Here is a 21,786-nt window from a genome sequence, read left to right as displayed (position 1 = left end):
TCGCCTTGGCCCGCTTGTCTCAAGGGACTGCTAGTGCACTGGTCCGTCTACGTTTCAGGGTGCCACCCGAACTCTTGGATCCGACCAAGCGGTAGGGACGGTCGACGACCTCGCCGAACGCTCTCGAACGACGCGGTGACTTCACGCAATCTTCAAGGCTTTCGAACCGATTCGGGTCTTCGGCAAACGCCGTCGTTGGCCAACGCGATGTCACGGATGGTCGTGGGGAAGGCCTCAATACATCAGCGAGCGGAGGAACTTCCAGACTAAGAACGAGGCGAGCAGAATCATTATCAGTCCGCACAACATCGCCCCGATGAGCGGGCCGAGAACGATCTCGGTCGCGTGGGTTTGACTGATGTCGACGACGGTGATCAAGACGATTCGGTCGCTCTCGCCCCCAAAGACGAAGGGGATCCGCTCGGCGCGGATGATGAACTTGCCGAAGTAGTCCCAGGTAGTGTGTTCGCCCTTTCCCTGTTCCTGGAGGATGCGAAAGAGAGTCGGAAAATCCTCCAATGCCTTGGCGGCGGCGTCGGCCGAGACACGATCACCGTCCTGCCAGAACATGATGTGCCCCTTGAGGTCGCTCATCGCGATCGCGGCGAAGGGATGGATGCCGAGCGCGCGGGAGAACATCCCCCTGAGGTCGAGCTTCATGACGATGTAGCCCAAGTGAACCCCGTCGCGCCGGACGGATGCGATGGCGTAGACGTCGAGTCGGCCCGGCTCTCGATCGTCGTGGTTGGGAGCGATCATGCAAAGGATCGGATGGGGCTTGACTTGGTGGACGAAACGCTTCAGACAGGTCGTCCAGGGTTGTTCGAGATTCATCGACTCGACGCGTTCGGGAGGGAGAGCCCCGTCCCGTTGCGTGAAGGCCCATATCGGCGCGAGCTTCCCCTTCGCGTCCCGTTCCAGCAGGTAAGCGGCATCGTAACGCGGTCGATCGCGCAGGAACGGGATCAGCGTCTCGTCGCCCTCGTGGCCGATCGGCCTGCCCCGACCCTGAAAGAGCTCCGAGACTCGGTCGAGTTGGCCGATGAACGCGAGGTCGCGTTCCAGACGGGTCATATTCTCTTGGATCGTTCGCTCCTGGATCCCCGAACGCTCGTCGAGGATGCGCGCCGAAAAGGAACGCAGTTGCAGGAAGATCACGACGTAGACGGTCACGATCGTGACGAAACAGACAAAGAGCGCCTGAACCAGACCGCCGAGAATCGCCGAGGGGGTCGGATGCGCGATCGCATAGCGGGCCAGACGGCGCACCCAGGGCTCGGGCAATGCCGAGACCGGTTCGTGGGTGAGCCAATGTTCCAAGTCGGAGACCAATTCCTTGGCCGACGGATAGCGTTCGTCGGGATCCTTGCTCAACGCCTTGGCGCAGATCGCCTCGAGCGCCTTGGGCGTGTCGGCGGCGTAGTCGGATGCCCGAGGAGTCGGTTCGAGCTGAATCGCCTCCAAGACCTGGGGAAGCATCAGGCTACGTCCCAGGGTGTGGGGGGACTTGCCCGTCAGGATCGTGAAGAGGGTCGCTCCGAGGCCGTAGATATCGGAACGCTCATCGACGTTGGCGTTGTCGCCACGTGCCTGTTCGGGGGCCATCCATAGTGGCGAGCCGATGCGGGTGCCCTGCATCGTCCCCTGCGAGGAGGGCTCCGCGACGACTTCCGCTTCCGAGGGAGGTTCGGTGGTCGTGTCGAGAACCTTCGCCAACCCCCAATCGAGCAAGTGAGTCTCGCCGTAGTCCCCGATGATGACATTCGAGGGCTTGATATCGCGATGAACGATCCGACGCGAATGGGCGAACGCGACCGCCTCGCAGATGTTGACCAGTCGCTGCACGAGATTCCTCAGCCGAAGCCGGCGGTCGGAAAGCGTCATCTCGGCTTGGTGGAAGGCGGTGATCTCGTCCTCGAGCGTCGTTCCCTGAATCCAGCGCATCACGTAGTAGGGCGGAATGCCATGGGCGTGCTGGGCAACACGGTAGACTGGCACGATGTTGGGGTGTTCGAGTTGGGCGGTGATACGGCCTTCGGTGATGAAACGCTCGAAGAGTGCTTCGTTCTCGATCAGTTCCGGGAGCATCTGCTTGACGAGCACGGTTCGCCCGGTTGGGTCTTCGCGCACTTTCCAGATCTGGCCCAACCCACCCTTTGCGAAGGGCTCCTCGTCGCGCAGGCCCCCGAACTCCGAATCGGCGCCGACGTGCCAGGGGAGGGTCGGCAGCCGTTGCCAAAGGTCCTTTCGCAGCGATTTGGGCAGGGCCCCGATCCATTCGGAGATGGCGTGGCTTTCGTTCCACTGGTGATCGTTGAGGAACTCGGCGATCCGTTTGAGGGAATCGCGCAGTTCCTGAGAGGAGATCACCTTCTGGCGAACCAGTTCGCGGCCGAGACGGCGCGTTCCGCCGTCGGCCTCCTCCGAGAGGGCCGACGCGACTGTCAGGATCTCCTGGGAGTCATCCTCGCGTTCCTGCAGTAGGAACAGGAGCAACAAGATGTCGAAGTCGTCCATGCGGTGACCACATTTCGTCGGTGTGATTTCGCTTCCCTGTAGCCTATCGAGTGCGGTGTCTGGTGCAATTCGAACGTTGAATCGTGTCGTTCTCGGAGGGACAGGCGATCGTCGGCGTCGGGCGACGATACACAACCGCCGCCGCATGCGTACGATGAGAGGATGCGAGGAACGACATGAGTCTGAACGACCCGTGCCCGAAGCGCACGAGTCCAATTGACCCGTGCCCGAAGCGCACGAGTCCAGTTGACCCGTGCCCGAAATACACGAGTCCACTCCACCGATACTCTGCTAGGAACCGACAAGCCGATGAGCTTCCTTCACGTCCACCCCGACGATGACATGTTGGTCGCGTTGGAGACGCATCCGCGTGGCGAGCGGGTGAGCCACCACGATCTCACCTTCGAACTTCTCGACGAGATCCCCGCCAAGCACAAGGTCTGTCTGCGCGACGTCCCCACCGGCGGTCTGCTCAAGATGTACGGCATCGTCGTCGCCCGCGCCAACCAGCCGCTGCGCCAGGGGCAACTGTTGACGATCGACAACGTCGATCACGCCACCGCCGAACGTGAAGAGGGAACCTCCGCCGCCGCGTGGAAGGCGCCCGACGTCTCGAAGTGGGCCGATCGCACCTTCATGGGCTACCGCCGGCACGATGGCCGCGTCGGCACGCGCAACCACTGGCTCGTGATCCCGATGGTCTTCTGCGAGAACCGCAACGTGAACGTTCTCCGCGAGGCGATGCTCGAGGAACTCGGGTTCGCCACCCACTCGCGCTATCAGAAGATCACCCGGACGCTCGTCGAACGCTATCGCCAGGGAGCCTCCGCCGCGGCGATCCTCGAGACCGCGATCGTCGCCGAGGAGGTCGACCGCCCGGCGACCCCCATCTTCGAACGGGTCGACGGCATCAAGTTCCTCGCCCACGACGAGGGTTGCGGCGGCGCGCTGCAGGACTCGATCAATCTCTGCGGGCTGCTCGCGGGCTATATCAATCATCCGAACGTCGCGGGGGCCACGGTCCTGAGTCTCGGTTGTCAGAAGGCTCAGCTCACGACTCTCCAGGACGAGCTTCATCGCCGTAACCCCGATTTCAAGAAGCCGCTCTACATCTTCGAACAGCAGCGGGTCGGCTCCGAGGAGACGCTTCTTACCGAGGCGATTCGACATACCCTCGCCGGCCTCGTCGACGCGAACCAAGCCGAACGCGAACCGGCCCCCTTGTCGGAACTGGTCGTCGGGCTCGAGTGCGGCGGCTCCGACGGCTTCTCCGGCATCAGCGCCAATCCCGCGATCGGTCACTGCAGTGACCTGCTCGTGGCACTGGGCGGATCGGTGATCCTCTCGGAGTTTCCCGAACTGGCCGGCTGCGAGAACGATCTGGCCAGCCGCTGCGCGACGCCGGAGGTCTCCAAGCGGTTCCTCGACTTGATGAGTTCCTACGAGGAGCGGTGCCGGCTCGACGGGCTCGGGTTCGAGGGGAACCCCTCGCCGGGCAACATCCGCGACGGGCTGATCACCGACGCGATCAAGTCGGCGGGGGCGGCGAAGAAGGGGGGGACCTCGCCGGTGACCGACGTGCTCGACTACCCCGAGTGGGTCACGAAACGGGGGCTCAACCTGTTGCGGACGCCGGGCAACGACGTCGAGTCGACGACGGCGATGGCCGGTGCGGGGGCGACCGCGATGTTCTTCTCCACGGGGCTCGGCACCCCGACGGGCAACCCGATCAGCCCGGTGATCAAGGTCTCGACCAACACCGAGATGGCCGAGAAGATGGCCGACATCATCGACGTCGACGCCGGCGGGGTGATCCCCGGTGATCACCGCGTTGAGGAGATCGGCGAGCGGTTGCTCGACCAGCTCATCCTCTCCGCCAGCGGCGCCGCGCCGACCAAAGCGGAGATCCTCGGTCAAGACGACTTCATCCCCTGGCGCCAACGCTTGACGATGTGATGACCGTTTCGGTGTCGCTGTCATGATGATGGCATCCGGCTCACTCCGGGTGCCCCACGCCGGCGCAGGGTGGGCCTTGACCCGCCAACTGGTGTCATGTGGATGACAGCCGATTCGGGTGGGACGCCTCGGGACGTCGACCAACCCGCGCGGTGATCGCCGATTCCCGGCGAGATGTTGCTCGGCCGGTCCGACCCCCTCTATCTCCCCCTTGGACAAGGGGGAGCATCAGAAAGTCTCCCCTTGGACGAGGGGGAGCATCAGAAGTTTGCTCGGCGGCGACCACTCCCTCGCAAACGCATCCAAAACGGCCTCAAACCGCACGCTTTTGGACCGTTCTTCGTCCGTTTTCATCAAAAGTGCCCCGATTTCGCGCAAAAACGATGGACAAATCTGCCAAAACGACAGTCCGGCGCTTCGCCGCGTGGTCGACTCATCCGTGATGGCCACGACTGCGAACAACTCGCGTGGGGGGTAGCCGTTCCTTCTTGAGTGGCGATCGGATACGATCCTCTCCGAGGATCGGTCTCCCTTAGGAAGAGACCACTTTGGAGAAGGTGTCGAAGAAGGCCCAGCCGCCGGCGATGAGTAGACCGACAAACGAAAGCCACAGCATCACGTCCCACGCGATGCTGGGCGTGAGGAGCTTGTCGCTCCGGCGATATCGGAAGTAGAGTGCCCCGGCCCCAAGCATCGGCAACATGATCGCTTGCATCAGCCCGCTCACCAGGACGAGCTGCTTCGGAGCCCGGATGAAGGCGTATGTCGCGAGGCAAATCAGCGGAAATACCACGCAAAAGACTCGGACCCAGTAGCGCCGCGCCTCCTCGCTCCCCGAGGAGAGCCCGAAGACGTAAACCGCGTCGGCGCAGACCCGGGCATGACTGGCATTGGCGACGAAGAAGGTCGAGTAGAGGACCGCGAAAGCTCCCAGCAGGAAGATCGACTGCGCGAAGGAACCGAAGACCGGCACGTACATCTCGGCCAGGGTGCGGACCATTTGTTGGCCCTCCGGGTTGAGCCCGACTCGTCCCAGCACCGCGGCGCCGAGCAGATAAAACGCGACCGTCGCGAAGGTGTAAACGATCATCGAGCACCACGCGTCCCACTGCAAGACCCGCAGCCAGCCGCGAGCTCGCGCAGCCCATTCGGGGGAACCATCGTTCTCGCCGGTCCAGCGGGCGTAGCCCTTTTCGAGGCACCAGTAGGGGTACTGGATCAGTTCGGTCGCACCGACGCCGATGATGCCGAACGCCATCAGCGCGGTCGCGAGTCCCGATTCGCGCCCGTTGCTGGCGGAGGGGACTTGGAAGCTAAGCCCGCTCAGCAAATCGGCCCACGTGACGCGCCATTCGGGTAGCGTCTGCAAATGGACCAGATTGCCAATCGTCAGGAAGGTGAATCCCGCGACCAGAATCGTCGAGACCGCTTGCACGATACCGTAGCGTCCCAGGACCAAGAGCACGATGGTCACCGCGGTGATCAGCGTCGCCCAGATCAGGTCGTCGTGCGAAACGACGTTGAGATCCTTCTCGGAGAGGGCCGCCAGTTCGGTCTCGATCACCTGGCTCTGGGCTCGCAACTCCGCGACGCGCTCTTCCTCATGGGGAATCGCGGTCGGATCGTCGGGGTCGTAGCGCCCGAGGAGGCCGGCGGTCACCTTCTGGCGGACCTGGAGATCCTGGTAGTGGTTGGCGATCTTGCCCGATTCGGTGATCGGCCGGTGGATCGTCAGGGCTTGGCCGACGCCGCCGACGATGCCGCCCAGTTGGGCCAGGGACGCGACGAACATGATCAGCCAATACCAGATGATCCAATTGACGTGCCAGCGTGGTCCGGGGACTTCGTCGAGTCCCTTGAGGGTCCCCTTGCCGTTGATGATCGAGTAGCGGCCGAACTCGACTTGGGCGAAGACCTTGATCACGCAGCCGATAATGATGAGCCAAAGGAGCAGAAAGCCCGCTTCGGCCCCGACCGCGGTGGTCGCGATCAGCTCGCCCGATCCGACGATCGTGGCCGCGATGATCAGCCCGGGGCCAAGATACTTCACGATGCCGCCCATCGTATGAGGCGGCTCCTTGATCAACGATTCGTTGCTCTCGGCGGGCGTGCTCATGGTCGAGGGGGAAGGCTCCCTATTGTTGGATCAACAGTGCGGAATCGTCGCTCTCCCTGAGGGGAGAGAAGACCGTTTGCTCCCCTCCCCCCTGAGGGGAGAGAAGACCGTTTGTTCCCCTCCCCCCTGAGGGGAGAGAAGACCGTTTGTTGCCCTCCCCCCTGAGGGGGGAGGGTTGGGGCAAGTCAGGTGATTCCTGACGGGTGGAGTTACTTGAGCTCCTTGATCTCGACCTTGCGGAACTCGATCGGATGGCTCTCCGACTGAAGCGAGATGGTGCCGCCGTCGAGGAGGAGGTGGTCGCTCTTGATCAGCTTCTGGGCGTCCTTGTCCTTCGGGTCGAGTTGCGGTTGTTCGTACTGCATGACCTCCTCGCCATTGACGCGATGGATGATCTTGCCGTCGCCGTGGACTTCGATCTCGGCGGTGACCCACTCTTCGCCGTGGAAGGTCTTCGACTTCGAATCGGTGCAGTGCCGCGTCAGCAGTTTGCCGTCCATGACGACATTGGTGCCTGGCGTGCAGAGATTGGCGGTCGGCCGGCTGCCCGAGCCCTTGCCCCCGAGGAGTTGCACCTCGATCGAGACGGGAAAGGCCTGGTTCTTCGTCATCGTCTCGGGCGTCTGTCCATGGACCATGACGCCGCTGTTCTTGAAGGCCCAGCCCTCGCCGCCGGGGGCCTGGTCGCCCACGAAGCGGTACTCGACGCGGAGGATGTAGTCGGAGTAGGGGTGCTCGTAAAAGAGGTGCCCGAAGCGACGATCGAACTTGTCGTAGCCGTCGTAGGAGACCTTGAGGACGCCATCCTCGACGCGGAAGGTGTCGGCGAAGTTCTCGCCGGCGTCATAGCCCTTGATCTTCGGGGTCCATCCACTCAAATCCTTGCCATTGAAGAGGGGCTTCCATTCGCCCTGGGGGGCGCCGTCGGCGAGCAGGAAAGAGAAGGCAAGAACGATCCATTGGCCAGCCAATGCCATTGAGGTCTCCGGTGATTTCGTTCGAATTGGGTACCCACCGCCACGGCCCCGTGACGGTGCTGGTGCATTCTGGCCACAAACCGGGCCGCAATCGAGCCGAAAGAGGAGAATTCTGGCGAAGTGGGGGAAACGATCGCGGTGGTGCCCGTCGCTCGGACGCTGGTTCGCGGGAGGCGGGCTCCTCGCGGCGGGAAAGTCGGCGCGAAGTGGGTCCGCGGCACAGGAGCCCTTCCCGAAGAGTGGGCACTCGTGCCAACAAGGCTTGCAACGCCGTCGCGGCGACGCTACGATGTCACGTGACATCCTTCTCTAATCTCATTGGGGAAGGCCGCTTGCGCGAAACGGGCTCGTTCGCCCGCGTTCGGAACGCCAATCGCTCTCTCCCGACGCATCGTTTTCACCAACCGAGAAAGGAGTCCCTTCATGGCACGGTCCTCCGCCGATCGACGCGCCTTCACGCTCGTCGAGCTTCTGGTGGTGATCGCCATCATCGGCATCCTGGTGAGCCTCCTCCTCCCCGCGGTGCAGCAGGCGCGCGAATCGGCCCGCCGCTCCATGTGTTCCAACAATCTCAAGCAGGTCGCCCTTGGGCTGCTCAACTACCACGACGCCCACAACGTCTTTCCCTACGGAGCCCGTCTCGGCGACCCCCTCAATGGCGACACCCTGGTGCGCGACACCTGGATGCATCGCATCTTGCCGTTCATCGATCAGACGAACCTCTTTGACGACTACGAGGCATGGAACGGCGACAATTGCTGGCTCGCCCCCGACGCGATTCGTTCGCGGGCGATTCCAATGTTGATGTGCCCCTCCGACCCCGCCGGCCCCGCCTTCGGTGGAGCATCGACCACGCCCGGCTTCCAGGGCAACTACGTCTTGCTCAACGGCAACGGCTTCGTCGAACGCTATGACGCCAATGGACTCTTCTGGGTTTCCTCTGACACGAAACTCGGCGATGTCGCCGACGGGACGTCCAAGACGCTGCTGGCCAGCGAGGTCATCATCCGCGGCTCGCAGCCGATGAGCGGCGCGTGGGGCGCCGGCGGCGGTTACTGGGGAGGGGCTTCCGGTGGAGGCTACGGCTTCACCACGGCCGAACCCCCCAATCCGCTCCTGCCCGACGTCCTCTACGGCTGCAAGTCGACCGACTTTCCCGGCTCACCCTGTTTCGTGAGAGGTTCCTACGGCGACCCGGAGATCTACGCCCGCAGCTATCATCCCGGCGGCGTGAACACCGCGCTCTCGGATGGGACGGTACAGTTCTTTGGTAACTCGACCAGCAGAGACGTTTTCCGAGCGATGGGGACGCGTGCCCAGGGCGAACTCACGCAGTAACCGGATCGCTCCCGTCGATCAACGGAGACAAGCGTTGGTTGTCGATCAACGGAGACAAGCGTTGGTTGTCGATCAATAGAGACAAGCGTTGGTTGTCGATCAACGGAGACAAGCGTTGGTTGTCGATCAATAGACACAAGGTTCGCGTCGAGGATGCGAACCAGTTGAATCTCTCTCCAGGGGGGAGGCAAGCGTCGGCGTTCGGCGCTCCTCCCCCTTTTTTATTCGCCTCGTCTTCAGAATTTGTGGGTCGATGGTGGCTCGGGGAGGTTGCCGAGATTGTGATAGAGAGCGTATTTGAGGGTGCTGGGGTCGCGAAAGCCGTAGGAGCGGCGGGTCGTCAATTTGACCTTCAGATTCATTCCCTCGACGGCGCCCGCGGAAATCTCTCCTTTTGCCTCGAACCAATTGAAGATCTGCTCGGCGTGACGCTCGAGGGTTCGTGCCAGGTTGCGCATCGGTTCGATCCGTGTGCTCAAGGCCCGGTCGAGCCACTCCTGGAAGAAGGATCCGATCCGCCAGGGAGCCTTGTAGTCCCAAAGCCGCTGGAAGTCTTCCTTCATCAGGTAGCACTTGACCGTCCTGAGGTTGTGCGTCAACAACTCGTTGAGACGAAGGACCTCCTTGCGTTTGAGGTTGCCGCGACGCTTGAGCAGCAGCCAACGCGTCCGCTTGAGCACCTCGAAGCCCTTGCGTTTGAGTTCGCGTGCCTCCTGGGCCCGCACCTTGTCGATCGCCTTGTTGAACAACTGCATGATGTGGAAGCGGTCGAGAATGTGCAGGGCCCCATTGGCCTCGCGAGCGATGACCGACAGGTAGGCCTTCCACATGTCGCTGCAGATGTACTTCAGCCGCTCGGTTCGCCGCCTGCCGAAGAAACGAAAGAAACGACCGAGCGTCTCCTTGGTCCGGTCTTGCCCGACCCAAAGCAGACGACGCGATCCGCGGTCGATCTGATAGACCAAGGTGAAGTATTGGTGGCCCTTGCGGTAGGCGACCTCGTCGATGCCGATCGCCTCGATCCCTTCCAGGTCGCGATGGCGGATTCCCCAGCAAACCGCCATTTTCACCGCACGAAAGACGGTGTGCCAACTCGTGCCGAAGATCGCGGCGGTCTCACGCCAACTCAAGCGTTTGGCCCAACGGGACAGGAACCATTGGAAACTCGTGGTCGTTCGCTCCTTGCCCGACGCCCAGGGAAGGCGTTCCACCTTCACCCCGCAAACAGGGCATGCGACCCGCCGTGCCGCGTAGACGAACCAGACCGCCAGGCCCCACAGCGGCACATGCTGGAAACGGCGTTCCGGCAAGTGGTCGTACGTGCCGCCACGATTCCCGCAACCCGAACAGATCGGCCGGCTGCGACGCCGTGGGCGAACCCGAACCAGCAGTCCCTCTTTCGACGAATCGGCCCAAGCCGCCGATTCGTAGACGAAACTCCCGTGACGCTCCAAGGCGTTGAGGATAACCTGAAGTCGCATCCCGTCTCTCGCGGCTGGCGTTTGAAGAAGTCCTCGCAAACTCCATCATGCGCCACTCGAGAGCGGGATGCTCTTTTTTGGCCTCCTGCCGACTTCTCTCCTTTCCGCTTGACCAGTGGAACATCCTCCCCGCCAACGGCCAAGGAGGAGTCTTTGCCGGGCGACCGAAGCCGAGCCACGATGGCGAGGCTGCAGGGCGAGCGAAGCGAGAAGACCAGGCAAAGCAGCAGCCGGACGCGGCCCTTGGCATACGGCGGTAACCTCCACTACCAAGCGGAACGGAGAAGACACTCACCACCCACAGATTTGGCAATAGAGCCTTTTATTCTTGTCCCACGTCCCGTAGGGCAGGCCATTGCCTGCCATCAAAGCGATGAGACAACCCCGCTGGGGTTGGGGCTTTCCGCGATCTCGTACCCAGGGTGCGCGAAGCGCGACCCTGGGCTTCGTCAGAGAACGGCGTTGCCGTTCGGGCAGGTGAAACGAGAGGTGCTGACGAGATTCCCCGTAGTGCAGTCCCGTAGGGCAGGCCATTGCCTGCCATCAAAGCGATGAGACAACCCCGCTGGGGTTGGGGCTTTCCGCGATCTCGTACCCAGGGTGCGCGAAGCGCGACCCTGGGCTTCGTCAGAGAACGGCGTTGCCGTTCGGGCAGGCGAAACGAGAGGTGCTGACGAGATTCCCCGTAGTGCAGTCCCGTAGGGCAGGCCATTGCCTGCCATCAAAGCGATGAGACAACCCCGCTGGGGTTGGGGCTTTCCGCGATCTCGTACCCAGGGTGCGCGAAGCGCGACCCTGGGCTTCGTCAGAGAACGGCGTTGCCGTTCAGGCAGGTGATTGCCTGCCGGTCTTCACTGTTTCGACGTGTTCTCGGCAGCCTATTGTAAGGACCATGGTGGGCTACAGGACCACCCTGTCTTTCGGTCACCTTTCTCTACGGCAACTCCCTGATGCGTAGGTCGCGGAATTCGATCGGCGAGCCCTCCGACTCGAGGCAGAGATAGCCGGTGCTGGGCTTGCAGTCGGTGCCACCGGAGACCTCTTCGCCGTTGACCCAGAGACGCACTTCGCCGTTGATCGCGCGGATGTAATAGTGGTTCCACTGGCCGACGCCCTTGGAAAGATTCTTCGAGGGGAAGCTCCGCTCGCCGTTGGGGGCGACGGGGGGGAAGGGCTTCATGGTCGAGGTGCCGACGGGAAAGACGTCGCCGTGCGAAGTGAACCAGTCGGGTTTCTTGCCGGTGCGTTTGACGTACTTGTCGGCGTAACCGAGGTCGAGGACCTGGACCTCGATGCCGTGGGGGAGCTTGCCGGGCTTGAGTCCCTCGAGCGACTCGGGCGGCACCCAGACGAAGACGCCGGAGTTACCCGCCTCCTTCAAATGACGCCACGTCACGACGAGCTCGAAGTTGGTGATCTGTTTCTTCGAACGAATCACACCAACGGGCTGGCCGGTGCAATAGATGGTGCCGTCGCTCTTCCAACTCCACGTCGCCGGCTCGCCGTTGACGTTCACGAAATCTTCTTCTCCCAGCGTTCTCCATCCTGGTCCATTACCATTGAGGTAGGCCTTGGGCAGCGTGGCCGACTCATCGGCGTGAGTCGGGTGGGCCGCGAAGAGAAGCGAGCCGAGGAGAAGCAGCGAGCGTCGGGTCGTCGGGAGCATGGTGATCCGTCCAGTCTACGGGGAGTGAAGCGGTCGCGAGTCGATCGCTTCGGGTCAGGGTGACCGCCGCCAACGTAGTGGATGAGGCATCGCAATGCGAGGGGATTGCGGCCCTGCATCGTCACGACCCGACGCGAGGTCATGGGCTCGGGCGCGAATCGCGCGAACGATCGCGAGATATTTTGAGTCTTATCGTGGAGAACGATCGAGCAATCGATTACGTAGGGTGAAGAAAACTGGCCCGTTTGGGCCGTGTTTGTTTCGATTCCCTAGGGCAGTAGAGGAGAAGAGGTGCGATGGCAGCTAACGTCCTTCAGCGGCCGACGCTCGTGCTCAACCGACACTGGCAGCCGGTCAACGTCGCGACGGTGGCTCGGGCCGTCGTGCTCGTTTGGTCCGACTCGGCCCGCGTGGTCGACACCGAGAACTATCAAACCTACTCTTGGTCCGATTGGGCCAAGCTTCGGGCGGAGGAGTCCGAGCCGGTGATCCGCACGGTGACCGCCTGTTTTCGGGTGCCGGAGGTGATCACGCTGACCGAGTACAGTGGCTTCCCGTCGGCGAAGGTGACCTTCAGTCGTCGCAACGTCTTCAAGCGGGACCACTACACGTGCCAGTACTGCGGGATTCAACCCGGCAGCGAGGAGCTGACGATCGACCACGTCGTTCCGCGGGCCCAGGGAGGTGTCTCCAGTTGGGAGAACTGCGTGCTGGCGTGCGTCGAGTGCAACAAGCTCAAGGCGGACCGCACGCCCGATCAGGCACGGATGAAGCTCCGTCATCTGCCCAAGCGGCCGGCGTGGAAGCCGATCTACTCCGCGACGCGGATCCGCATCCACAGTTGGTCGAACTTCCTCAACGAGGCCTACTGGAACATCCCGCTCGAGGAGTGAGGCCCCCGGCCATGGTGAACGCCGCTCCCCGACGCGAACTGACCTCGTGTTCGGGGAGTGGCATCGTTTCTTGAGTCTCTTACACGTCTCACGGCTTTCCTCTTCTCCGCCGGGTGTCATGCCACGCTTGCGTGGGCATGCGGGAAACTCCAGTCATTTGGAAACCCGCCCATACATGCGTGGGCAGGGCACCCAAGAGTTTCCTGGGCAACGAATTGATCAATCAGGAAGCTAGGTTTCCCGACTTGGGTGGGTGGAAGGAGCAACTTCGAGCAATGGGAGGAGGTCGTGACGCCGTGAGGGAACCATGCATCCCTGGCGTCGTCGGAGACGATGGATCGCGGCGACTCTCCGACAACCCTTCCTACTGGTTCCATGGCTGGACCTACCCACTTCACGTCGGCAGCGTCCTGGGCATCCGGAGCAAGATCGTCTGGCTTCTCGCTTGCCTTGTGTTGGCGGCTCTCCCGGTGACGGGGCTTTGGATGTGGTGGTCGCGGCGACCCGCCGGGCGTAGCGGGTTTCCGCGGCGAACGGGTTATCGGTTGTCGTGGTGGCAGTGGGGATCGGTGATCCTCTGTTTGCGTGTCCTACCGCTGGCGGGTGTCAGTGTCGTGATCGTCAGCGGCATCGACTGGTTGGTGTCGTGGTTCCGGCGCCCTCGGGCGACGACGGCAAGCTCCTCGTAGACATTCCTCGCAAGTCCCTCGTTCGCAGGGCTTCCGCGGCTTGGTGGGTGGTGGACGCTTGGGAATGACCGATTGGCCGTCGTGGTGAGCGCGGGAGGCGACTAGGGGGAGGTCGTCGCGAATTCGCGGTGAAGGTAGTGGCGGGGGAGCAGCTCTCGTTCCTTCGTCGGCGCGAACGTCATGGCGAATTCCCGATGGAGGTCGTCATGATCGAGATCGGCCAGGGAGTCGATGATCTTGTCGGGGCGGTAGGCGAACTGCGAGAGTTGCTCCAGTCGCGTCCCACCACTGAGGGCCAGGATCGTCTTGTAGCCGAGCTGGACGCCGCCGAGGATATCGGTCTCCATCGTGTCGCCGATCACGACGGTTTGTGCCGTCGAGAGACCAAGCTCTTTCCGCGCCGAACGGAGCATGACCGGACTCGGCTTGCCGACGCTGAAGGCCTTGATCCCCGCCGCCGCTTCCAGCATCGCGACGATCGCGCCGCAGCCCGGTCGCGTTCCCGTCTGCGTCGGGCAGTTGGGATCGAGGTTGGTCGCGATCAGCTTGGCGCCCCCCAGGATCATCTCGAGAGCGGCTTCCACCATCTCGAAACTCAAGGTTCTTCCTTCGCCGACGACGACATAGTCGGGATCCTTGTCGACGATCGAGTAACCGTTGCGATGAAGGGCCGTCATGAGGCCCCCTTCGCCGATCACGAAGGCCGTCCCATTCGGCTTCTGCCGAGCGAGAAACCGCGCCGTCGCCATGGCGCAGGTGAAGACGTGGTCCTCTTCAACCTCCATCCCGAGTCGACTCAGCTTCGTCGCGACGTCGCGCCGGGTCCGCTGGCTGTTGTTGGTGAGAAAGAGAAACGGAACATCCCGTTCCCGTAGTTCGTGAATGAACCGATCCGCGCCGGGAATCAGTTGGTTGCCACGATAGATCACGCCATCCATGTCGATGAGGTAACCGCACATGAGCTCTCCTCTCGAGCTTCATTGATGAACATCCACTCGCGCAATTGCGAGAGACCGTACGGCAAAGCAAGTGGTGTGCCAATAACTCCACGCCCCGGCTTGCGCGGGCTTCGATGCCCTAATCGCTACTACATGGATCTTTCGCGTCTTCGGAAGTCCCTCGTGCGGCCGGAGCCATCGCCCAAAACTGCCTAGGAAGTGGGCGGGAACGCTTCAGACTTCCGGCCCTAACAGATACGAGATATGCCGCTATCCCCGCCGCTTTCGAGCGACGGCGTCCTTCTTCCGGAAGTGGAGAAAGTCGCCGACTGGATCGCGTGAGGTGTCAAGCGGTCGTCAGCTCCGCCGACGCCTTCAAGATCCGGGTCTTATGTCAAATGAGGCGAGAAGGCGCTCCGCGAGACTTAGGCCGCTCAGGTAGGCCCCCTCGACGCGCGGCCCGTCGCACCAGTCGCCACACGCCCCAAGCCGCTCGTCGTCGTCCCAGAGATAGGGCTCGGCCAGCGGCTCGGCGGGAAGGGCGTAGCGCCAGCGGTGGGCGGTAACGAAACTTGGTGGGGTGTTCGCGGGAACCTTCACCGCGTCGGCGAAGATCGGGAGAAGTCGTTCAACGATCTCCTCTTTCTCCAGTTCCAGATGGCGCTGGCTCCACTCCGGCGAGCCGTGCGCGATCCAGCGTTCGCTCGATCGGTCGCGGCCCGGCTTGCTGCTATCGCGGGCGATCCAGGAGAGGGGCGAGCCGTGGACGAACGCTCCGTCGAAGTCGACCGGGAGTCGCTCGGCGTACGCGAGCATCAGGGCCCAGCACCCGTTCATGCGGACCCGGGTCGCTTGCCGCGCCAGGTCGGGGCAGGGGGCCAGCAACGTCGCGGCCTGCGGGGCGGGAGCGCTGACCATGACCGCGTCCATGTCGCGCAGCTCGCGTCCATCCTTGGCGACCAGACGCCACCGACCCGCGTCGCGTTCGATGGCCGCGACCTCGAAGCGGGAGTGGACCTTCAGGCCCTCACCCAGAAGTTTGCATAGGCTATTCATCGTCGGGGTGGCGACGTAGCGATCCAGAGGCTGTTCGGGGAGCCGCGCCGTCCCCTCCTCGAGGACGCGGATCGTTCCCTCCCACGTCGCGGCCCTGCCGGCGGCGATCGCCTCGTCGACGACGCGTCGGAAGCGCTCCCCCTTGACGGTGAAATATTGGGCCCCGTGATCGAACGCGAGCGGCGTCTCCCCCGGCCACTGGGCGAGTTCGGCCCGCCTGGTCGCCATCCGTCCCCCGATTCCCCGGCTCTTCTCGACGATGGTGACCTCCACGCCCGCCCGGCTCAAGCACCTCGCCCCCGCCACTCCCGAGAGCCCCGCCCCCACGATCGCGACCGCTGGTGATTTGGTCATCGCCCCCACCTCCCGCTCCCCACGCTCTTCCCCGTTTCCGTTCCGCCCGACGAGGCATTGTAGTCAGGAGAGTTCTGCGGGCCGAATCCTGGCTGGCCGCGAGACTTAAATTCTCGTTCATTCAGTGCTCAACGGCTTCCTAGCGATGAAGTAGTAGTTCTGGCAGATCGGAGAGAGCAGTCTCGACCCGACGCTATCAAGAGCATTGAATGCCTTTGCAGCCGAGGTGCTGTTGCCAATAAAGCTCGGGACGAAACGAAACATCAGCCGGGGAAGGAGACCGTATCGTTTCGCCTCAACGAGATCGAGGTTCGCATTGCGGGTTAGCTGCTCAATATCGGTTCGTGTGTACTTGTACGTATGGTTGTGCTTTCCTTCAATGTGTTTTGTGATTGCTTCGATCCATGAATACTTGTTGGGGAAGTGGTAACAGAGGAAGATGCCACCTGGTTTGAGGACTCGTTGGATTTCGCGAAGAGAGTCAGCCTCTTCTCCTCCCGTCTCACGAACGTGCTCGAGCACTCCGATAGATGTGACCATGTCGAAGGCCGAGTCGTCAAAGGGAAGACCTTTCACGCACTCCGGGTCGGACACCAGTCGATAACGCTCTGGGTATTCATTCTCGAAGTGGGGAGACAGCTTGCAACTGTCTTCAACAGTAAATGCGGTAACTTCAAGTCCTGACCGCAGAAGGTACATTGAAAAATGTCCTTCTCCAGTTCCCCAGTCCAGGACCGACGAGCCATTCTGATACTTGGATACCAAGTCGTATGCTCGAATGTACTGTGAACCAGAAATGTAGCTCTTGAATTGGTTTGCACCGAGAGTATTCAAGTCGTCGAAGGTCGATCGTAGTCTGTTCGCAACTTTCATCGCTAGATCCTCAACCAAGTTAGACTTTAGCGCTTTTGGATAAGTGAAGTTCGATCTATTCAATCTATCTCGAACGCACGCACTACTGACTCGTATACCTCAGAGGCAAAACGATCCCATCTAAACATCCGCGACCGTTCAATTCCGTTCTGACGCAACTGTTCGCGCAATTTGCTGTCGGACAGAACGCGAAGCATCGCCGACGAGATGCTCTCGCTGCTGAAGGGATCGCAGAAGCACCCTGCATCCCCAACGATCTCCGGTAGCGCCCCGGTATTGGAGCAGACAGTAGGGCAACCAGAAGCCATTGCTTCGACGGCGGGTAATCCAAATCCTTCATTCAGCGATGGTATGGCGAGAAGAAGCGCACCTCGGTACAGTGCCGCAAGACCCTCGTCGGACACGTGCCCAAGAAACCCGACGCTGTTCGTCAACCTTAGCCTGTCGATCTGGCATCGGATTGGACGTGTTGGCTTCCCCGTGAGCAGCAACTTTGGGCGCCCGTCCGAAGGAAGATGACAGTAAGCGTCAATCAGTGCTGGCACGTTCTTATGTGGCTTCTGATTGCCGACATAGAGTATGTAGTCACCCTCACCTGAAGCCCTCTCGCCCTCAGGAGTGAACTCCGAAGACACTCCATTGTAGGCAACCACTACTCGTTCCTCGTCAATACCAGTCCACGCCAGGATCTCGGACTTGCTGTGGTTGGATACTGTGACGATGGATGCCGCGGAACGAGCCCTTGGCTTGATAAGCAGTTCGTAGAACGCTCGTCTCCCTCGGCTACTCTCGTCAATCATGCTTACATGGTGCAGATCGTGAAGCATGAACACGAAAGGGATCTGGCAGAATGCCGGAGGCATGAAGCCGGGTGAGAAAAAAACTCCAGAACGGTATGGGAAGAGTGAGGCCGCAAGCCAGAATGGTCTCAATGGGCTCGGACCTGTTGGCCCGGAGTCAATGTCTTGAACATGTGGCCACCGACTGCGCAACTCTTCGGAAACACGAGAGATTCCTCCACCGCATCGAACCCAAGTCGTGTCGAAGAGGACGCGTGGAGTGTTCCCTATATCTTGTGGGGGTCTCTTAGAGTCTTGTAGTTGTGCCTCTGTCCTGGCGACCTGACTGCTGGGTGATACCGCATCTGTGTTGTCACGCAAAGAGTGGTCAGGAACTGATGTCGTTTCCGGCATATCGGTGACCTTTGCGGATAGGGTACTAGGTTGGGTGTGTTGTCCGAAGCCTCAAGACGCTGTTGACTACCCAGGAACTCACTAAGAGAGCGAACGCGCATCCAGTGAACTGAAGTATAAAGTTACCGTTGTTAAAATGAAAGTTTCGCCAGAGCTCGGCGAAATGGTACACGATGACAAAGTGGACAACTATTCGTGAGTCGTCCCTTGCGACTACTCCGGCAATCCCGGTCCAGACAAATGACACTGCGAAGATAAAAGGAATAGTCCAGTACCGGATGTCTCCGTAGAGTTCCACAAAGCTTGAGTTGGTGGTGAGTCTGGGATCAAAATCGACTAGGCCGAGATACCATTGAGCCCAAACCCCGCCCGAATTGTCAGTCTTCCGTGAAGAGTCGTGGAGAAAGGTTGGCAAGAGGGGGTACTTCCATCCCGGCAAACTAAAGGCGGCTCGGTCTTTCGTTGCGTAACTCGACACTCCAAGAGATACCTGTACGGGTGTCGATAGGTAACGCCGAATTTGGAGAAAGAGCATTTCGATGGGGGAGGTAATGCCAAACTCACGCTCGTATGAATTGGCATTTCGTACGTACGTCATGGCTGTAAGCAGAATTGCCATCACCAAGAGTGCGACGATAATATGCTTCGACTTGAGTTGCGGGGGGTGAGATCCAACAATAGATGCGCCGGCAAAGTAGTAAATGGCTTGAACGAGCGCCATTCTGGAAGAGATAAATGCCGTTGACAATAGTACGAATGCATTGAGGTAGTGAAGAGGTGTCCATCTTCGGAACCGCCCTCCAAGAAGGAAGAGGAAGGCCATTGCACCAGAGACAGGTGCCATGTATCTCAATGAGAATAGATATGAATACTGGCTGTAGAGCGCCGATTTGAACTCGTTGCCCTCGCGTGCCGCGAATACGGCCTTCAGAGAGAGTCCGCTTGATAGGATCGAGTCCCAACTGGCGAGGGCGCCGATCGTTGACGCCGCTGACACCGTGAAATAGAACGCGAGTTCAAGGCGGGGCCTTGGTGTAAAGCGATACTCCTCAGGGAGGCGAAATAGACGCCTTGCGATCCGGGAACCAGAATAGATTGCCAAGTAGAAAGAACAGAGGACCAAAAGCCCTGGAACTGTTAGCGGAGCTCGCTCGATGTAGCCCGCCGTCCCAGAATGTAAGGGAAGCAGCCAGAAGGCGATCCCTAGAAAGAGGGGTGCTACAAACGCCGTGCTTGGCCGGAAGAGAATGCGAAGGGAGGCCATTGACGGTATGTCGTTGCTGGGAGGGCCGTTCATTTGTTGCGACCCACGTGGGTGATTGATGGGCCCCGGAACTGTCGTCCCGTTACAGCCGAGAGTATTTTGGTGTCTTGAGCAAACGCGTTTTCGAGAGTGTTGATGAACGCCGACGAGAGCTTCTCCCGCTGGCGCTGAGGGCGTAGGGCTCCGTCAATTAAGCGCCTAGTGAATGGCGGGAGATGTTGAAAAGCGCGGCGTGCGGCGCGTGTTGCCGGAAGGAGTGTCTTTGGGGGGGAGAAGAGTAGTCGGGATACGAATGAGAATCGCATTTCTCGAGAGGCGTTGCATGGTTGGAAATTTGTCCGGCCATCATCTGGAATGTTCAAGAAGGCGAGCGTCTTGATATACTCGGCTCGTGTGTCATTGGCGAAATCGTCGAACCAAATGACATGAACGCGATCTTGCGAGACTGTCGCATAAAGGCGCTCCAGTTGTTCGCCGATGCATCCCATACGGGCATACTGTAGGAACGCAGGAACTGGGCACGCGGCAGGGACGCAAGCCCCTTGTGCTCTCTGTTCTTGTAGATGCCAGGCTTCCTCTAGGCTTTGACGGTCCTCGTATCCGTTGTAGAGGAGTTCGCTGTGCCAAGCATGGACTAGGTCGATGGGGTGTCGTAGCATCACGATGAATTTGGCGTTGGGATTGAATTCAAGGATTCGTGCAACCGCCACATTTGAGTAAAGGTATGTTACAGTGGCTTCTGCTCTGACTGTGTGTGCATCGGTGGCAGAATTGAAGAGAGCCAAATAGTCGCTTATCGAATCGATTCTATAGTAGCTTGATTCGATAGCACGTGGGAAGTCTGCGGCCCAGAACTGGGGCTCCTTGGGTGTCGAGAAAAACACGTTCGGATGAGTCCGAAGATACTCGTAGAGTGATGTGGTGCCTGACTTCGGTGCTCCGATTAGGAAAGTGTTGGGCAGCGTTGCGTCGGCACGCGGATATGTGGATACATTCGAATCACTGCGCGTGTGCGTGGAGTCATGCATGGCTCCTCCTTGGCGTGCAGGGCTGGGTAAAGAATGTGTAGACAGTTGGGTCAAGTCGAAGTAGTTCAACGCTAACGTGTCGAGACCAGAGATTCCAGACGGAGAATCCTAAGAGTGTTCCAAGAGAAGCGCCGATCATACCGAACAACGGAATTGCAACAAGTTGGAACGCGATTGTGCCAAGATATGTACTGGCCATGATTCGCAAGTATGTCCATTCTTGTCCAGCCATTTGAAGTAGATATCCTGTGGGGCCGCATAGAGCGTTCACCGTGAATCCAGCGGACAAGAGGAGTAATGGTATGTAAGCGTGAGCGTACCCCGATCCGAAGAGTTCGAGAAGCTGATCGCCAAAAGCGACGAATGCGAAGAAGAGTGACGTGGTTGGTATAGCAATTGCGGCGACAATATAGCGGAGGGAACGTCGTAGTGACACGTGATCGCCCGAATGGAAGTAACGCGAGATCGTTGGTGCGCTAATCATGTTTGACGCCATCAGGACGAGGTTCAGGAGCGTTGCGAGCCGCGCCGCGGCGAAATAGGGGCCAGTGTCAGAGGGAGATAGAAAGAGGCCTAATAGGACTACGTCTAGATACTGGGTTGCGGCGGCAATTACGCCTGCGCCCCACATTGGTAAGGCATTGGTCCAGTGGTGTTTGTAGCGGAGGGATGAGGTGCTGGTGGAATAGAGAAAGTGTATATATGGACGTAGCAAAGGAGATAGCTGCAGGGACAAGAGGAGCACAAGTAGGATCGCTAATATACTGAGAGTGGATGGCGCGTCAAGGGTTGTTCCATTGATGAGGGTGAATCCGGCTGCTACGGATATTCCGAGACGCCAGAACAAATCACGGGGGGCGAGAGCGAAGAATACACGACCTTGTGCGCGAAAGGCGCAGGCGACGTATTCTGCCACGGCAAGCGGTGGAATTAGTAGGGCAGCTGACGAGCAGTACCATGGAAAAGCATGTACGGTTGTAGAGAGAAGTGAGGTAAGGAGAAGTATCAGTGCCACCCCGATGCTTGCCGCCGCTGTTATTTTGATGCCCCAACAGAGAATGGCGTTCGCTTCATCTAATTCGCCTTTGCTCTCATGCTCGGGCCACCAGCGGAGAATGCCGGTTTGCATTCCGCAGCTTGCGACGATGCTGAGAAACGTTGCCAGCGAGAAGCCGAAGGCGAACTTTCCGTACTCCTCGATGCTCATCGCACGCGCGAGGAGGACGAACATCAGGAAGGAGAGGCCGGCGGAGGCGATCTTGATGATCAGGGCGGTGAGGCCGCCGCGAAAGAGTTTTTGGACCAACTCGTCGCCGGCGAGCGCCCCAAGGCGAACCCGCGCCTTGAGCAAGGCGTCTGCAATCATCCCAGCGACTCCGCGGCGAGCGGGGTGGGCTTGAGACGAGAACGCTGGGAGGAGCGGCGGCGCTGGGATGAGTGGCGCTGA

At 60.4% G+C, this 21,786-nt stretch carries 15 protein-coding genes; 4 read left to right on the top strand and 11 right to left on the bottom strand.

Annotation, left to right across the window (positions count from 1 at the left end; translation table 11 throughout):
* Positions 1-234: 234 nt before the first annotated feature.
* On the bottom strand, positions 235-2,517 hold the full coding sequence (locus Pan216_RS19900) for a serine/threonine-protein kinase (RefSeq protein WP_419192766.1): 2,283 nt from the start codon (positions 2,515-2,517) through the stop codon (positions 235-237).
* Between the two features lie 309 nt (positions 2,518-2,826).
* Here Pan216_RS19900 and Pan216_RS19895 point away from each other — a divergent pair, with 309 nt between their 5' ends.
* Positions 2,827-4,473 (top strand): UxaA family hydrolase, encoded by a 1,647-nt coding sequence (locus Pan216_RS19895; RefSeq protein ID WP_145260688.1) that lies wholly within the window; start codon positions 2,827-2,829, stop codon positions 4,471-4,473.
* Positions 4,474-5,005: 532 nt separating this feature from the next.
* Here the strand turns inward: Pan216_RS19895 and Pan216_RS19890 are convergent.
* Together Pan216_RS19890 and Pan216_RS19885 are read right to left on the bottom strand one after the other, a co-directional pair.
* Entirely contained in the window at positions 5,006-6,535 is a 1,530-nt protein-coding gene (locus Pan216_RS19890; RefSeq protein ID WP_419192765.1) for an Nramp family divalent metal transporter, read from the bottom strand.
* Positions 6,536-6,798: 263 nt separating this feature from the next.
* Entirely contained in the window at positions 6,799-7,566 is a 768-nt protein-coding gene (locus tag Pan216_RS19885; RefSeq protein WP_145260686.1) for a 3-keto-disaccharide hydrolase, read from the bottom strand.
* Between the two features lie 423 nt (positions 7,567-7,989).
* On the opposite strand from Pan216_RS19885, the gene Pan216_RS19880 reads away from it, so the two are divergent.
* Positions 7,990-8,904, top strand: coding sequence for a DUF1559 domain-containing protein (locus tag Pan216_RS19880; RefSeq protein WP_145260684.1), 915 nt, complete (start codon positions 7,990-7,992; stop codon positions 8,902-8,904).
* A 236-nt stretch (positions 8,905-9,140) separates the two neighbouring features.
* Here Pan216_RS19880 and Pan216_RS19875 read toward each other — a convergent pair whose 3' ends face one another.
* A complete protein-coding gene (locus Pan216_RS19875) occupies positions 9,141-10,385 on the bottom strand; it encodes an ISL3 family transposase (protein ID WP_145260682.1) in 1,245 nt (414 codons plus the stop codon).
* 934 nt (positions 10,386-11,319) lie between these two features.
* The gene (locus tag Pan216_RS19870) at positions 11,320-12,051 is read right to left on the bottom strand and encodes a 3-keto-disaccharide hydrolase (RefSeq protein WP_145260680.1); all 732 of its coding nucleotides are present in this window, start codon (positions 12,049-12,051) and stop codon (positions 11,320-11,322) included.
* Positions 12,052-12,347: 296 nt separating this feature from the next.
* On the opposite strand from Pan216_RS19870, the gene Pan216_RS19865 reads away from it, so the two are divergent.
* Together Pan216_RS19865 and Pan216_RS19860 are read left to right on the top strand one after the other, a co-directional pair.
* A complete protein-coding gene (locus tag Pan216_RS19865; protein WP_145260678.1) occupies positions 12,348-12,944 on the top strand; it encodes an HNH endonuclease in 597 nt (198 codons plus the stop codon).
* A gap of 296 nt (positions 12,945-13,240) precedes the next feature.
* Positions 13,241-13,633: a PepSY domain-containing protein gene (locus tag Pan216_RS19860; RefSeq protein ID WP_419192764.1), complete on the top strand. Its 393-nt coding sequence runs from the start codon at positions 13,241-13,243 to the stop codon at positions 13,631-13,633.
* Positions 13,634-13,734: 101 nt separating this feature from the next.
* Here Pan216_RS19860 and Pan216_RS19855 read toward each other — a convergent pair whose 3' ends face one another.
* The 6 genes from Pan216_RS19855 to Pan216_RS19830 form a co-directional block, all read right to left on the bottom strand.
* Positions 13,735-14,592 carry an HAD-IIA family hydrolase gene (locus Pan216_RS19855; RefSeq protein ID WP_145260674.1) on the bottom strand — a complete coding sequence of 286 codons (858 nt, stop codon included), beginning with the start codon at positions 14,590-14,592 and terminating at the stop codon, positions 13,735-13,737.
* Between the two features lie 354 nt (positions 14,593-14,946).
* Positions 14,947-15,981 carry an NAD(P)/FAD-dependent oxidoreductase gene (locus Pan216_RS19850; RefSeq protein ID WP_145260672.1) on the bottom strand — a complete coding sequence of 345 codons (1,035 nt, stop codon included), beginning with the start codon at positions 15,979-15,981 and terminating at the stop codon, positions 14,947-14,949.
* Between the two features lie 117 nt (positions 15,982-16,098).
* Positions 16,099-16,854, bottom strand: a complete 756-nt coding sequence (locus Pan216_RS19845; RefSeq protein WP_145260670.1) for a class I SAM-dependent methyltransferase — start codon at positions 16,852-16,854, stop codon at positions 16,099-16,101.
* A gap of 59 nt (positions 16,855-16,913) precedes the next feature.
* Positions 16,914-17,717 (bottom strand): glycosyltransferase family 4 protein, encoded by an 804-nt coding sequence (locus Pan216_RS19840; protein WP_419193691.1) that lies wholly within the window; start codon positions 17,715-17,717, stop codon positions 16,914-16,916.
* Positions 17,718-19,340: 1,623 nt separating this feature from the next.
* Positions 19,341-20,339 carry a sulfotransferase family protein gene (locus tag Pan216_RS19835; protein ID WP_145260666.1) on the bottom strand — a complete coding sequence of 333 codons (999 nt, stop codon included), beginning with the start codon at positions 20,337-20,339 and terminating at the stop codon, positions 19,341-19,343.
* Positions 20,332-21,705, bottom strand: coding sequence for a lipopolysaccharide biosynthesis protein (locus Pan216_RS19830; protein ID WP_145260664.1), 1,374 nt, complete (start codon positions 21,703-21,705; stop codon positions 20,332-20,334). The genes Pan216_RS19835 and Pan216_RS19830 overlap by 8 nt, the downstream gene beginning before the upstream one ends.
* Positions 21,706-21,786 lie beyond the last annotated feature (81 nt).

The sequence above is a fragment of the Kolteria novifilia genome, from assembly GCA_007748055.1.
Classification (GTDB): Bacteria; Planctomycetota; Planctomycetia; order Kolteriales; family Kolteriaceae; genus Kolteria; species Kolteria novifilia.
The sequence above is the reverse complement of the archived record's forward strand: the minus strand, read 5'-3'. Positions and strand labels throughout refer to the sequence as shown.